Consider the following 13575-nt stretch of genomic DNA (forward strand, 5'->3'; position numbering starts at 1 on the left):
TCTGATGAAAGTAACAATCGATACGGGCGTCGCGCCCTACAGCGACGCATGGGCCGGGTTTCGCGGTGAAGAATGGAAAAACGCCGTCAACGTCCGCGATTTTATTCAGCATAACTACACCCCTTATGAAGGCGATGAAGCTTTCCTCGCGCAGGCGACGCCAGCAACGACGGCGCTGTGGCAGAAGGTGATGGTCGGCATTCGTCAGGAGAATGCCACCCACGCCCCGGTGGATTTTGACACCAACATTGCCACCACCATTACGGCCCACGGGCCGGGCTACATCGACCAGGATCTGGAGACGATCGTCGGCCTGCAAACCGACAAGCCGCTCAAGCGCGCCCTGCATCCGTACGGCGGGATCAACATGATCCGCAGCTCGTTCGAAGCCTATGGCCGGGAGATGGATCCGCAGTTTGAATACCTGTTTACCGACCTGCGCAAAACCCACAACCAGGGCGTGTTTGACGTCTATTCGCCAGAGATGATGCGCTGCCGCAAATCCGGCGTGCTGACCGGTTTGCCGGACGGCTACGGGCGCGGGCGCATCATCGGCGATTACCGCCGCGTGGCGCTCTACGGTATCCGCTATCTGGTGCGCGAGCGTGAGCTTCAGTTCGCCGATCTGCAGGGCAGGCTGGAACGTGGCGAAGATCTGGAGGCGACGATCCGCCTGCGCGAAGAGCTGGCGGAACACAAGCGCGCGCTGCTGCAGATCCAGCAGATGGCGGCCAACTATGGCTTTGATATCTCACGCCCGGCGATGAATGCCCAGGAAGCGGTGCAGTGGCTCTATTTCGCCTACCTGGCAGCGGTAAAATCCCAGAACGGCGGAGCGATGTCGCTGGGGCGCACGGCCTCGTTCCTCGATATCTACATCGAACGCGACATGCAGGCGGGGCGGCTGAACGAGGTGCAGGCGCAGGAGCTGATCGACCACTTCATCATGAAGATCCGCATGGTGCGCTTCCTGCGCACGCCGGAATTCGACACGCTCTTCTCCGGCGATCCGATCTGGGCCACGGAAGTGATCGGCGGCATGGGGCTGGACGGCCGCACGCTGGTGACCAAAAACAGCTTCCGCTATCTGCACACCCTGCACACCATGGGGCCCGCGCCGGAGCCGAACCTGACGATCCTCTGGTCTGAACAGCTGCCGATCGCGTTCAAGAAATACGCCGCGCAGGTGTCGATCGTTACCTCCTCGCTGCAATACGAGAACGACGATCTGATGCGCGCCGACTTCAACAGCGACGACTACGCCATTGCCTGCTGCGTCAGCCCGATGGTGATCGGCAAGCAGATGCAGTTCTTTGGCGCGCGCGCCAACCTCGCCAAAACGCTGCTGTACGCGATCAACGGCGGGGTGGACGAGAAGCTGAAGATTCAGGTCGGCCCGAAAACCGATCCGCTGCTGGATGAGGTACTGGATTACGACACCGTAATGGCGAGCCTCGATCACTTCATGGACTGGCTGGCGGTGCAGTACATCAGCGCGCTGAATCTCATTCACTACATGCATGATAAGTACAGCTACGAAGCCTCGCTGATGGCGCTTCACGACCGGGACGTTTACCGCACTATGGCCTGCGGCATTGCCGGGTTGTCGGTAGCGGCAGATTCCCTGTCCGCCATTAAATACGCCACGGTGAAGCCGGTGCGCGATCATACCGGTCTGGCGGTCGATTTCGTGATAGAAGGGGATTACCCGCAGTACGGCAACAACGATGACCGCGTGGACAGCATCGCCTGCGACCTGGTGGAACGCTTTATGAAGAAAATTCAGGCGCTGCCAACCTACCGCAACGCGGTACCGACCCAGTCGATCCTGACCATTACCTCCAACGTGGTTTACGGGCAGAAGACCGGGAACACGCCGGACGGACGACGCGGCGGCACGCCGTTTGCCCCAGGCGCGAACCCCATGCACGGCCGTGACAGAAAAGGGGCGGTGGCCTCGTTAACGTCGGTCGCCAAGCTGCCGTTCACCTATGCCAAAGACGGGATCTCTTACACCTTCTCCATCGTGCCGCAGGCGCTGGGCAAAGACGAGCTGGTGCGCAAAACCAACCTGGTAGGGCTGCTGGACGGGTACTTCCATCACGAAGCGTCTATTGAGGGTGGGCAGCACCTGAACGTTAACGTGATGAACCGGGAGATGCTCCTCGATGCCATTGCGCATCCGGAGAATTACCCGAACCTGACGATCCGCGTTTCGGGCTATGCGGTGCGGTTTAATGCGCTGACACGCGAGCAGCAGCAGGACGTGATTTCGAGGACGTTTACGCAGGCGATTTAAGATATGTCATTCAGCCCCCTTATTGAAAAGGGGGCTTTTCATTCCAGCAGGGCGCTGGCCTCATCGAAGCGGGCAAACCACTTCATGGAGGATTCTTCATCAAACTGGTGGTTTTCGTATTCGGAATAGAAATGAAGTCCTTTATGGCCGTCATAACGAACAGGGAGAATAATCTGGTTTATTTTTACCAGTAATTGAGGAAGACCTTCCGTTTGCTTTTCGCCAAGTGGTGGAGGTAGCTCACCGGCTTTCATAATCACCCCGTTGTTATAGGAGAGCAGGCTGATTTCCGGTGTTTTCGCAAGACGCCGAGAGACGGCATCTTCTCCGCCGAGCCTTTCCAGCCAGGGCGTAGCCAGGATGGTGTACCAGCAGGCACCTTTGAGGCCTTCGACCGCTTCCCCGCCTTCCAGGGTACCCAGAGAGTCCACCATCACGCCGGAAAAACGCTGCGCCAGGGCATATTCATACGGGAACATGCGTTCACGCGCGTAGGGCAGAACGAACGACAGCCCGGCATAGCCGCTTTCCACTTCGAAGGTATTGCACAGCCACAGCAGCCAGTTTTCATACCGTTCCTTACCGTCCGGCTCTTTCAGCAGGGAAAGAGGAAAGACAAGTTTAATAACTGAACGGTCCGTATCATTATGAAAAATGCGAGTTCCCATAATTAAGATGCTGTAACCCGGCGCAAGATAGGACTCCTGAGCGGAACTCAGTACCCAGTCAATAATTTCTTCAGGCGTTGAGTCAAGGATTGCCTGCCGCTGTCTGGCATAATTGTTTTCGGTGATTCTGGTCCATTTCTTTACCGGCAGCGTTTTCCTGAGAAACGGCTTAAATTCACCGTAATAACGATCCACACACTCCACCATTTTTCGGCGAACCTCCGGCGTATGGCCGTTTTTAAAGAACACGGTGATAATCAGCCCGAGGTTGACCGCCGGGCTGCCGTCCTTGTATTTAACCGATGCTTCCGGCAGCCATTTTTCGATATAACTGAGTTCCATCTCTTGTTTCTCTTATTCCGGAATAACAAATACGCTGCCCTGGTCGTCACGCTTAAGCAGTGACCAGCGGGCGCGGTGTTTTTTGCCGTGTTTATCCTCAAAGGCGGGCATCTTCTGCCCTTCCCGGGTCTGAATATACTCCGTTGTGCCGTTAACGATGGCGGCCCACTGCCCGGCGTGCGGGGCGTTTTCATCGGTCCAGCGGGTAATGCGTACCGGTTCAGATGAGGTTTCAGGCTCCTCGCTGTCCAGCAGGGCGCTGGCCTCATCGAAGCGCCGGTACCACTTCATGGTCGATTCTTTATTAAACTGGTGGTTCTCATAGGACGAGTAAAAATGTAGCGAGCGGGGTTCATCATAGCGAACCGGCCTGATGATTTGATTAATCTTCACAAGTAACGGAGGAAGGCCTTCTTTTTTCATCTCTCCCAGGCCCGGAGGAAGCTCACCGGCTTTCAGAATTACACCATTGTTATAAGAGAGCAGGCTGATTTCCGGTGTATTCGCCAGACGTCGTGCGACGTCATTTTCTCCGACGAGCTTTTCCAGCCACGGATTGCCCAGAATGGTGTACCAGCAGGCACCTTTCAGGCCAATGACGGCTGCGCCCCCTTCAAGCGTTCCAATGGAGTCCACCATCACGCCGGAAAAACGCTGCGCCAGGTGAACTCAATATCCCACCGGAAGGGCTCGCTCAGGGCTTCCCTGCCGCGAAAGCGCAAAACATCCGGCTTCACTGGACTGTCATTGATATCCAGAAAGTAACGGGTCTGTCCGTCAAAAAGCGCCAGCCAGTTATCCATAACAAAAACCTGACTAAATGAAGGGATAAGGTGGGATGGTTACATAACTCAAATTTATTGTAAATAACTGATCTTATAAAGAGAAATAGAGTCATAGGGTTTAATGGAGGAGATAAATAAATCGATCCGCTTAACATACAAAATTGTTTATATAATTACTCACACATATTCATCCGCTCTTGAAAAACAATGCTCCTGCTTTTTCCTATAACAGCATGTAAGGACTGTAAGATGATGAAAATGACCCGCATTGCGTTGGCTGCTGCTTCACTGGTGGTGTGCAGTTTTACGGCGCAGGCCGCGAACGTTGAGGCTGCCCCGTCACCGTCCCAGGATCCTCTGGTACAGCACCTGAAGCTCAGCAATGAGCAGGTGAAAAAGATTGAAGATCTGCATAAGCAGCTGGAACAAAATGTCAGCAAGATCCCGATGACGGGCGTGAAGGACGGTGCGCTGATCGACATGTTCCAGGCGGGCAAATGGGACGAAAGCACGGTGAAAAGCCAGCTTAGTGCATTCAGCAAAATTGAAGAGCAGACCCGCTATTACCGCGTGAAATATTACTTCGACGTCAGTCAGGTATTGACGCCGGAACAGCGCAAACAGATTAGAACGGATATGGCTAACGCGCTGGCTAACTGATTTCCTGCCCGCGCACCGCGCGGGTTTTTATTTCTTGATCGGCGTCACTTTTAGAAAAATACCGTCTATCAACCCATTAACAAAGCAAATTTTCCTCTATCATTCGAAAATCCTCATAAAAGTTGTGACTTTTTTCTCCCTCGCTCCGGTTAATATTTTCTCACATCAATAACAAGCACCTGCTGCCATCTGAATCGCCATCGCTGGCGATCGGAACCTTATAAAAACAACTGTTTACCCTACAAAATAAGCGAGTGCCCCATGGATACGGCAACAAACAGCAGTGTCATTGTGAATGATTCCCCCGCGGCAAGGCGGGAGGGAATGAGTGAAAGCGAGTGGCGAGAGGCGATCAAATTCGACAGCACCGACACGGGTTGGGTCATCATGAGTATCGGAATGGCTATTGGCGCGGGGATTGTTTTTCTCCCGGTACAAGTCGGATTAATGGGGCTGTGGGTCTTTTTGCTCTCGTCCATTATTGGTTATCCCGCCATGTATTTATTCCAACGGTTGTTTATTAACACGCTGGCAGAATCCCCGGAATGCAAAGACTACCCGAGCGTAATTAGCGGGTATTTGGGTAAGAACTGGGGAATTTTATTAGGTGCGCTCTATTTCGTGATGCTGGTGATCTGGATGTTTGTCTATTCCACGGCCATTACCAACGACAGCGCCTCGTATTTGCACACCTTCGGCGTGACCGACGGTTTGCTCTCGGAAAATCCGTTCTACGGTTTATTCCTGATTTGCATTCTGGTCGCGATTTCTTCACGCGGTGAAAAGCTGCTGTTTAAAGTGTCCAGCCTGATGGTGCTGACCAAATTATTCGTAGTTGCCGCGCTGGGCCTGTCGATGATCGGCCTCTGGCATTTAGCCAACGTGGGCATGCTGCCGCCGCTGGGGCTGCTGATTAAAAACGCCATCATTACGCTGCCCTTTACCTTAACCTCCATTCTCTTTATTCAGACCCTCAGCCCGATGGTGATCTCTTACCGCTCGCGTGAAAAATCGGTGGAGGTGGCGCGTCATAAGGCGCTGCGGGCGATGAACATTGCTTTTGGCGTCCTGTTTGTGACGGTCTTCTTCTATGCCGTCTCTTTCACCCTGGCGATGGGGCACGATGAGGCGGTCAAAGCCTACGAGCAGAATATCTCTGCCCTGGCGATTGCGGCGCAGTTTATCAGCGGCGACGGCGCGGGCTGGGTCAAAATCGTCAGCGTGATCCTCAATATCTTCGCCGTGATGACCGCGTTCTTCGGCGTCTACCTCGGCTTCCGCGAGGCCACGCAGGGTATCGTCATGAACATCCTGCGCCGCAAAATGCCGGCAGAAAGAATCAATGAAAACGCCGTCCAGCGCGGGATTATGCTGTTCGCCATTCTGCTGGCCTGGAGCGCGATAGTCCTGAACGCGCCGGTGTTGAGCTTCACCTCCATCTGTAGCCCCATCTTCGGCATGGTGGGCTGTCTGATCCCGGCATGGCTGGTCTACAAGGTACCGGCGCTGCATAAATATAAAGGCGTATCGCTGGTGATAATCATCATCACCGGACTGCTGCTTTGTGTTTCTCCTTTCCTCGCATTCTCCTGAGGGTAATTAAGGTCGTAACGATGTCTGAGCAAACTCATCCTTTATGGAATCAATTTATTCGCGCGGTGCAGGAAGAAGTGAAGCCTGCCCTTGGGTGCACCGAGCCCGTCTCTCTGGCACTGGCCTGTGCGATTGCCGCAGACCTCCTGCCGGGGGAGGTCACACGGATTGAGGCGTGGGTCTCGCCGAACCTGATGAAAAACGGGCTGGGCGTAACGGTGCCGGGTACCGGCATGGTCGGGTTGCCCATTGCTGCGGCGCTGGGCGCAATTGGCGGTAACGCGCACGCCGGACTGGAGGTGTTGAAAGATGCCACAGCCGATGCACTGGTCCGCGCCAAAGCCCTGCTTGAGGCAGGGCAAGTGCAGGTAAAACTGCAGGAGGCCTGCGATGAGATCCTCTATTCCCGTGCCTGCGTTTATGCCGGGGATCTCTCGGCAATGGTGACCATCGCGGGCGGGCATACCCGGGTGGTGGAAGTGGTTTGCCAGGGGGAAACGCGCTTTACGCTGGATAAGCCCGTGACCGAGGTGGATGACAACCCGCTGGCGGTACTGTCGCACGCTACGCTGTCGCAGATCCTGGAATTTGTCGAGCAGGTGCCGTTTGAGGCCATTCGCTTCATCCTGGAAGCAGGGCAACTGAACGATGCGCTCTCCCGCGAAGGGCTCAGCGGGAAGTGGGGGCTGCATATTGGCGCAACGCTTGAGAAGCAGCGCTCGCGCGGATGGCTGGCGCAGGATCTGGGTTCAGACATTGTTATTCGCACCAGCGCCGCCTCGGATGCCCGGATGGGGGGCGCAACGCTGCCGGCGATGAGCAATTCGGGCTCCGGTAACCAGGGGATCACCGCCACCATGCCCGTCGTTGTTGTGGCTGAGCACCTTCAGGCCGGTGACGAACGGCTGGCGCGGGCGCTGATGCTGTCGCATTTGTCGGCGATCTATATCCATTATCAGCTTCCACGCCTGTCCGCACTGTGTGCGGCGACAACGGCGGCGATGGGCGCTGCGGCGGGCATGGCGTGGCTGATGGGTGGCCGTTACCAGACCATCGCAATGGCGATCGGCAGTATGATCGGTGACGTCAGCGGGATGATCTGCGACGGGGCGTCAAACAGCTGCGCCATGAAGGTCTCCACCAGCGTCAGTAGCGCCTGGAAAGCGGTGATGATGGCGCTGGATGAGTCGGGCGTGACGGGCAACGAGGGGATTGTCGCGCACGATGTGGAGCAGTCGATCGCGAACCTGTGCGCCCTGGCGTGCCGCTCGATGCAGGCCACGGACCGGCAGATTATTGAGATCATGGCGAGTAAGGTGTAGCGAGTTCAGAGCTCTATCGGTTCCCTCTCCCTGTGGGAGAGGGTTAGGGTGAGGGCGTTCTTTAAACCGGCAAATCAATCAGCAGCGCGCGCAGCGGCGTATCCGCCACCAGGGTAATATTCGCTTCATCACGAATAAACGCGCCGTCGCCGCAGGTGAGCGCTTCTTTCTCTTCCGCGTGCGTCACCGCATGCACCGTACCGTGAATCGACTGCAGATAGGCTCGCGGGCCGTGAAGCTGGAAGCTTGCCTGCTCACCTTTCTTCAGCTCGATATGGTGCAGCCACACCTGCTGACGCAGCTGCAGGCTCTCTTTACTGCCATCAGGGGATGCAATCAGCTGTTGCTTATCGCCCGTTAAATCTAACTTCTGTACCAGCGGATTTTCCCGCTCAGGGCAGGCGTCGAGCCACAGCTGCATGCGGGTCAGCGTTTTGTCTTTGCTGAGGTTATGCTCGCTGTAGCTGATGCCCGGCTGCGTGGAAATTAACAGCGCTTCGCCAGCCTTTGCCTGGACATGATTGCCCTCGCTATCGCGGTATTCTGCCTCGCCTTCCAGGATCAGGTTCAGGATATCGACTTTCGGGTACGTACGCGGCTGGAAGGAGGCGCCCGGGGCGAGCACTTCCTGGTTCAACACGCGCAGTGAAGCGTAACCGAGGAGTTTAGGGTCAAAGTAGTGTCCAAAGGAAAAGGTGTAGCGGGCCTGCAGCCAACCGAAATCGGCTTGTCCGCACTGTTTAGCTGTTCTTGTCGTAATCATAAACTTGACCTCTCTTTACACTAAAACAATGGTAAAGGTATGGACGCTTCATTGTTAGCCAGATATTCTGCCTGGTATGTTCAAATTTCCTGAATGAGAACGAGATGGCTAAAGAGAGAGCATTGACGCTTGAGGCGCTTCGCGTCATGGACGCGATTGACCGCCGCGGCAGTTTTGCGGCGGCGGCCGATGAACTGGGGCGCGTTCCGTCTGCGCTGAGCTACACCATGCAGAAGCTGGAGGAAGAGCTGGACGTGGTGCTGTTTGACCGCTCCGGTCATCGAACAAAATTCACCAATGTCGGCCGAATGCTGCTGGAGCGCGGCCGCGTGCTGCTGGAAGCGGCGGATAAGCTGACGACTGACGCCGAAGCGCTGGCGCGCGGTTGGGAAACCCATCTGACGTTAGTTACCGAAGCGCTGGTGCCAACCGAAGCGCTGTTCCCGCTGGTGGACCGCCTGGCGGCGAAGGCCAATACGCAGCTGTCGATCATCACCGAGGTGCTGGCAGGGGCGTGGGAACGTCTGGAGACGGGCAGGGCGGATATCGTTATTGCGCCGGACATGCACTTCCGTTCCTCATCGGAAATCAACTCGCGCAAGCTCTACAGCGTCATGAACGTCTACGTTGCCGCCCCCAACCATCCGATTCACCAGGAGCCGGAGCCGCTCTCTGAAGTGACGCGCGTGAAATATCGCGGCGTGGCGGTCGCGGATACCGCGCGCGAGCGTCCGGTGCTGACGGTGCAGCTGCTGGATAAGCAGCCACGTCTGACGGTGACCTCACTGGAAGACAAACGGCAGGCGCTGCTGGCCGGTCTGGGCGTGGCGACGATGCCGTACCCGTTTGTGGAGAAAGATATTGCGGAAGGGCGGCTGCGGGTCGTGAGTCCGGAGTACACCAGCGAAGTGGATATCATTATGGCGTGGCGTCGCGACAGCATGGGCGAAGCCAAATCATGGTGCCTGCGCGAAATACCCAAACTCTTCGCCCACCACAATAAATAAACGAGTAGGCCCGGTAAGCGTAAGCGCCACCGGGCAGTAATTTACGCGACGATCTTAGGATCCGGACCAAAGCGGTTTTCGCCCGGCGTCCCGCTCTGGCAGTTGAAGATAAGAATCACGATCCAGCCCACGATCGGGATCAACAGCAGCAATAGCCACCACGCCGAACGATCGGTATCGTGCAGCCGACGGAACAATACCGCCCACGATGGCAGCAGGACTAACAGGCCATAAATGGTGGTCAGCACGCCTTCACCGCCAGCCCGCTCCCAGCCAAGAATTTTATCCACAATACCCAGCACCATGATGAGGATGAAGTTCACCAGAACGAACATCCAGTACTCTTTGCGGCGGGCGCGGCCACCAAATCCAATGTAGTTGCGCAGTACTTTTAAATACCAGTCCATTTTCCTTGCCTCATTAGTCAGTCAATCACTTGTTTTCTAAGCGATCGAGGTAAGAATAGATGGAGATTGTGAATTAAAAAAGGGCATCTGGTGATGCCCTTAATATTTATCCAAAACGGACGTCGCGCCCGTGCGGTTCATCCAGATCCTGCCACGGCCCAATGGAGATAATACCCGTCGGGTTGATGGTCTTGTGGCTGCGGAAATAGTGGGTGCGAATATGGTCGAAGTCGACCGTCTCCGCGATGCCCGGCATCTGGTAGATGTCGCGCAGGAAACCATGCAGGTTCAGGTAGTCGCTGATGCGGTGCTTGTCGCACTTAAAGTGGGTGACATAGACCGGATCAAAGCGAACCAGCGTGGTCCACAGGCGAATGTCCGCTTCCGTCAGGCGATCGCCCGTCAGGTAGCGATGCTGGCCCAGGATCTGTTCCAGGCGTTCCAGCGATTCAAACACCTTTCCGACCGCTTCGTCATACGCTTCCTGGCTGGTGGCGAAACCGGCCTTATAGACACCGTTATTGACGTTGTCGTAAATCCAGCCGTTCAGCTCATCAATTTTCTCGCGCAGTTCAACCGGATAGTAATCTCCGGCACGGGCGCCGTGCGCGTCAAACGCGGTATTGAACATGCGGATGATTTCCGCAGACTCATTGCTGACAATCGTCTGGTTTTTCTTGTCCCACAGCACCGGCACGGTCACGCGCCCGGTGTAGTGCGGATCGGCGCGCAGATAGAGCTGGTACAGGAAATCGTGGTGATAAAGATCGTCGCCGGTTGCCGCAGGGAAATCACTGTCAAACGTCCAGCCATTTTCCAGCATCAGCGGGTTGACCACGGAAACCGGAATGAAGGATTCGAGACCTTTAAGCTTGCGCACGATCAGCGTGCGGTGGGCCCACGGGCAGGCGAGGGAAACATAAAGATGATAACGATCTTTCTCAGCCGCGAAGCCGCCTTCGCCGCTCGGGCCTGGTGCGCCGTCGGCGGTCAGCCAGTTACGGAAGGCCGAAACAGAGCGCTTAAAGCGACCTCCGGTGGATTTGGTGTCATACCAGACATCCTGCCAGACGCCGTCTACGAGTTGTCCCATTTTTTCTCCTCCGTCAGATAGCAAAAGCGAGGAGATGTCTCCTCGCTTTGTGTTTATTCAGTATAGCGTGCTTACCATTTCTTATTCAGAACGCGGTCGATGCTGTATGCGCCCGGGCCAGTGACGGCCAGCAGCAGGAAGCCACCCGCGATGGTCAGGTTTTTCATGAACATCAGTGAGTTCACGCCTTCCGCAAAGTTGCTGTGGAAGATGAACGCGGTCAGCAGGGTGAAGCCTGCGGTAAACAGCGCGGTGGTACGGGTCAGGAAGCCGAACAGCACTGCCAGGCCGCCGCCGAACTCAAGGAGAATGGTCAGTGGCAACAGGAACCCCGGAACGCCCATGGCTTCCATATACTGCTGGGTACCCGCATAACCGGTGATTTTGCCCCAACCTGCCACGATGAACAGAATTGGCATCAGAATACGCGCGACCAGTACACCAACATCTTCTAATTTTTTCATTTTACTCTCCAGGAAACCACATCAGCGGCTGAACGTTATTTGTCTGCAATTCCGGGTAGATACCGCGTCGTTGCTGTCGATGGAGAGCATCATAAACGTGACGGTGGGCGATTGTTAGCAAGGAAAACTGTCAATCTTCTTCAAAGATATTGAGTAAGGGAGGGGGGGTTGTCGGGTGGCGCTGCGCTTACCCGGCCTACGAGTGTAAGTAGGCCGGGTAAGGCGTAGCCGCCACCCGGCGAGAAGGCTAGCGTAATTGCTGCTGACGGATCGTGGCTTTCACCAGACGCCAGGCGCTCCAGGCACCAAAACCACGGCGCGCCCAGCGGATGAGCATATTTGGGTGACGAACCGTCCAGATAGCCATCACGCTGCTGCCGACCAGCGCCCATGAACGCAGGCTCAGGAAGGTGTTCCAGCCCCGGTCAAACCGTCGCGTCGCGTCAATCCAGTCGCGACGGCTGGCCGACAGATCCAGCCGTTGCTGCTGGATCTGGCTTAGCAGGTACGCTTTTCGCTTTTGACGTTCGGCTTTACCGCTCACGGCTTGTCATCCTCCAGCAGGGCGCGATCGTTAGCCAGCTCCTGACGCGTATGGCGCAGGAACGTGGACTTACGCGCTTTACGCAGCGTCCATATGCCGCCAATCAGCGCCGCGACCAGCAGAACGACGGTCGTGGCAATCATCGCGTTAAGACGATACTGCGGGTCAATGGCCCAGATGATTAACACCATCAGGCTCATCAGACCAAACGCGGCGAAGAGCATGGTCAGTCCAAGCATCAGCAGCATCTGGAAGAGGTTCGCTTTCTCCTCCTCCAGTTCGACCACTGCCAGCCGGACGCGCGTTTCGGCAATCCCGACCAGCGTCGTCAAAATACGCTGGCCGATGCCGAGGACGTTGTTAGCAGGCCCTTGTGCGTGACGAGGATCTTCCATATCAACGACGCGTCAGCAGGACACCCAGTACCACACCGACTGCGGCACCAATCCCGACACCCGTCCATGGATTATCACGCACATATTCGTCCGCACGCGCGGCTGCTTCGCGGGTCTGTTTTGCCAGCGCATCGCCGGTTTCACCCAGGCGATAGCGGCTCTCTTTCAGCGCCTGCTCCGCCTTGCTGCGCAGCTTGCTGACCTCTTCTTTTGACTTGTCAGCAGAGGAGTTCAGCACCTCTTCCAGGGTATCGGCCAGGGATTTCAGTTCAGCGCGCAGATGTTCAGACGTCGTATCTTTTGACATGATTCTCTCCTGTTGAGATTTCCGTTAACTCAATAATCGCGAGCTTCCAGCGCTTTCAGGTCGTCCTGCGCTTCTTTCAACTTCTTCTCGCGCTTAGCAATTTTTTCCGCATCCCCTTTCTCTTTCGCTTCCTGCAGGTCGCGACGGCGCTCGGCTATCTCGTCCTTCTGTTCAGCGATTTTCTTCTGGTGGTCGGCACGCAGCTTGCTGTCTGAACAGTTCGCTTTCACTTCGCTCAGCGCTTTTTTAAGACCATCAACACGGTGCTGATTGTTATGCTTTTCGGCATAACCGATCTCACGCTGAATATCCTGTTCTTTCTCCTGACAGAGAGAATTTGCGAAGGATGCTGTGCTTAAAGAAAAAAGGGCCAGAGCCAGAGTCATGCGGAATTTCATTATCGAAACCTTCCATTGTGTTGCGGCGTAAGCCGCTATCCAAAGTTATGCGGAGTACATTCGAGGGGTGCTCCGCGTACTTAAGCATAGTAAGTAAACGGGGGATTCACCAAAGTGAGTGAAAAGATTCGGAATCCTGGTAATTATCCAAACCGATGCGACGTATCGCGAATCAGCGACAGCCAGGCAGCAGGCTGGCTGTCATCTTCCTGCTGAGCGATGATATACCCGTGCGGCAGCGTACGGTCGAGAACCACTTTTGCGGCGGCACTTTGCGCTCGGGAATCAAACTTGATCAGTAAAACATCGTCCTGCGGGGTGATGCTTTTAAAGCGGATCCCGTTCGCGTCCAGATGGTGCCAGACAGAAAAACCGTCAGGCACGCTGGCACCCTGGTTCACCGGGCGAATGGCCAGCGTGGATTCCTGGTGCGAAAGCGCGCTCCATGCCAGCAGCATGGCGCTGAGCACCACCAGTGTCATCACGGCGCAGGCAAAACGGCGCAGGGCGAGCGGTGAGATAGCCATC

Annotated in this window: 15 protein-coding genes and 2 pseudogenes; 5 read left to right on the forward strand and 12 right to left on the reverse strand. The window is 55.9% G+C overall.

The genetic code is table 11. The features are described from left to right. Nucleotides 1-4: 4 nt before the first annotated feature. Complete coding sequence (pflB, locus tag ACOTXI_RS11810) at nucleotides 5-2299, forward strand: formate C-acetyltransferase (RefSeq protein ID WP_058655024.1); 2295 nt, start codon at nucleotides 5-7, stop codon at nucleotides 2297-2299. A gap of 38 nt (nucleotides 2300-2337) precedes the next feature. Here pflB and ACOTXI_RS11815 read toward each other — a convergent pair whose 3' ends face one another. The 3 genes and pseudogenes from ACOTXI_RS11815 to ACOTXI_RS11825 form a co-directional block, all read right to left on the reverse strand. After that, nucleotides 2338-3309, reverse strand: coding sequence for a DUF3396 domain-containing protein (locus ACOTXI_RS11815; protein ID WP_058655025.1), 972 nt, complete (start codon nucleotides 3307-3309; stop codon nucleotides 2338-2340). A 12-nt stretch (nucleotides 3310-3321) separates the two neighbouring features. Then, nucleotides 3322-3972: pseudogene (locus tag ACOTXI_RS11820) on the reverse strand (type VI immunity family protein); the annotation flags it as partial. Then, nucleotides 3972-4112, reverse strand: a pseudogene (locus ACOTXI_RS11825) (type IV secretion protein Rhs); the annotation flags it as partial. The pseudogenes ACOTXI_RS11820 and ACOTXI_RS11825, both read right to left, overlap by 1 nt. A 231-nt stretch (nucleotides 4113-4343) precedes the next feature. On the opposite strand from ACOTXI_RS11825, the gene ACOTXI_RS11830 reads away from it, so the two are divergent. From ACOTXI_RS11830 to ACOTXI_RS11840, 3 genes are all read left to right on the forward strand, one after another. Then, nucleotides 4344-4754 carry a Spy/CpxP family protein refolding chaperone gene (locus ACOTXI_RS11830; protein ID WP_008503131.1) on the forward strand — a complete coding sequence of 137 codons (411 nt, stop codon included), beginning with the start codon at nucleotides 4344-4346 and terminating at the stop codon, nucleotides 4752-4754. A 261-nt stretch (nucleotides 4755-5015) separates the two neighbouring features. After that, nucleotides 5016-6347, forward strand: coding sequence for an amino acid permease (locus tag ACOTXI_RS11835; protein ID WP_058655026.1), 1332 nt, complete (start codon nucleotides 5016-5018; stop codon nucleotides 6345-6347). Nucleotides 6348-6367: 20 nt separating this feature from the next. After that, nucleotides 6368-7669 carry a serine dehydratase subunit alpha family protein gene (locus ACOTXI_RS11840; RefSeq protein ID WP_058655027.1) on the forward strand — a complete coding sequence of 434 codons (1302 nt, stop codon included), beginning with the start codon at nucleotides 6368-6370 and terminating at the stop codon, nucleotides 7667-7669. A 61-nt stretch (nucleotides 7670-7730) separates the two neighbouring features. Here the strand turns inward: ACOTXI_RS11840 and ACOTXI_RS11845 are convergent, their stop codons facing one another. Beyond that, complete coding sequence (locus tag ACOTXI_RS11845) at nucleotides 7731-8432, reverse strand: pirin family protein (protein ID WP_008503134.1); 702 nt, start codon at nucleotides 8430-8432, stop codon at nucleotides 7731-7733. 104 nt (nucleotides 8433-8536) lie between these two features. On the opposite strand from ACOTXI_RS11845, the gene yhaJ reads away from it, so the two are divergent. Continuing rightward, nucleotides 8537-9439 carry a DNA-binding transcriptional regulator YhaJ gene (gene yhaJ, locus ACOTXI_RS11850; RefSeq protein WP_008503135.1) on the forward strand — a complete coding sequence of 301 codons (903 nt, stop codon included), beginning with the start codon at nucleotides 8537-8539 and terminating at the stop codon, nucleotides 9437-9439. Between the two features lie 41 nt (nucleotides 9440-9480). Here yhaJ and ACOTXI_RS11855 read toward each other — a convergent pair whose 3' ends face one another. From ACOTXI_RS11855 to mzrA, 8 genes are all read right to left on the reverse strand, one after another. After that, nucleotides 9481-9846: a DUF805 domain-containing protein gene (locus tag ACOTXI_RS11855; RefSeq protein ID WP_008503136.1), complete on the reverse strand. Its 366-nt coding sequence runs from the start codon at nucleotides 9844-9846 to the stop codon at nucleotides 9481-9483. Between the two features lie 106 nt (nucleotides 9847-9952). Further along, on the reverse strand, nucleotides 9953-10939 hold the full coding sequence (locus ACOTXI_RS11860) for a glutathione S-transferase family protein (RefSeq protein ID WP_023326148.1): 987 nt from the start codon (nucleotides 10937-10939) through the stop codon (nucleotides 9953-9955). A 71-nt stretch (nucleotides 10940-11010) separates the two neighbouring features. Then, on the reverse strand, nucleotides 11011-11403 hold the full coding sequence (locus ACOTXI_RS11865; RefSeq protein WP_023294633.1) for a DoxX family protein: 393 nt from the start codon (nucleotides 11401-11403) through the stop codon (nucleotides 11011-11013). Between the two features lie 247 nt (nucleotides 11404-11650). Next, a complete protein-coding gene (locus ACOTXI_RS11870) occupies nucleotides 11651-11947 on the reverse strand; it encodes a YqjK-like family protein (protein ID WP_008503139.1) in 297 nt (98 codons plus the stop codon). After that, a complete protein-coding gene (locus tag ACOTXI_RS11875; RefSeq protein WP_014885329.1) occupies nucleotides 11944-12342 on the reverse strand; it encodes a phage holin family protein in 399 nt (132 codons plus the stop codon). Before ACOTXI_RS11875 ends, ACOTXI_RS11870 begins: the two co-directional genes overlap by 4 nt. Nucleotide 12343: 1 nt before the next feature. Then, the gene (locus tag ACOTXI_RS11880; RefSeq protein WP_008503141.1) at nucleotides 12344-12649 is read right to left on the reverse strand and encodes a DUF883 family protein; all 306 of its coding nucleotides are present in this window, start codon (nucleotides 12647-12649) and stop codon (nucleotides 12344-12346) included. A gap of 29 nt (nucleotides 12650-12678) precedes the next feature. After that, complete coding sequence (locus ACOTXI_RS11885) at nucleotides 12679-13047, reverse strand: DUF1090 domain-containing protein (RefSeq protein WP_008503142.1); 369 nt, start codon at nucleotides 13045-13047, stop codon at nucleotides 12679-12681. 143 nt (nucleotides 13048-13190) lie between these two features. After that, a complete protein-coding gene (mzrA, locus tag ACOTXI_RS11890) occupies nucleotides 13191-13574 on the reverse strand; it encodes an EnvZ/OmpR regulon moderator MzrA (RefSeq protein ID WP_008503143.1) in 384 nt (127 codons plus the stop codon). Between the last annotated feature and the right edge of the window lies 1 nt (nucleotide 13575).

It is taken from the genome of Enterobacter cloacae complex sp. BZL2005 (genome assembly GCF_049238885.1).
GTDB lineage: Bacteria > Pseudomonadota > Gammaproteobacteria > Enterobacterales > Enterobacteriaceae > Enterobacter > Enterobacter roggenkampii.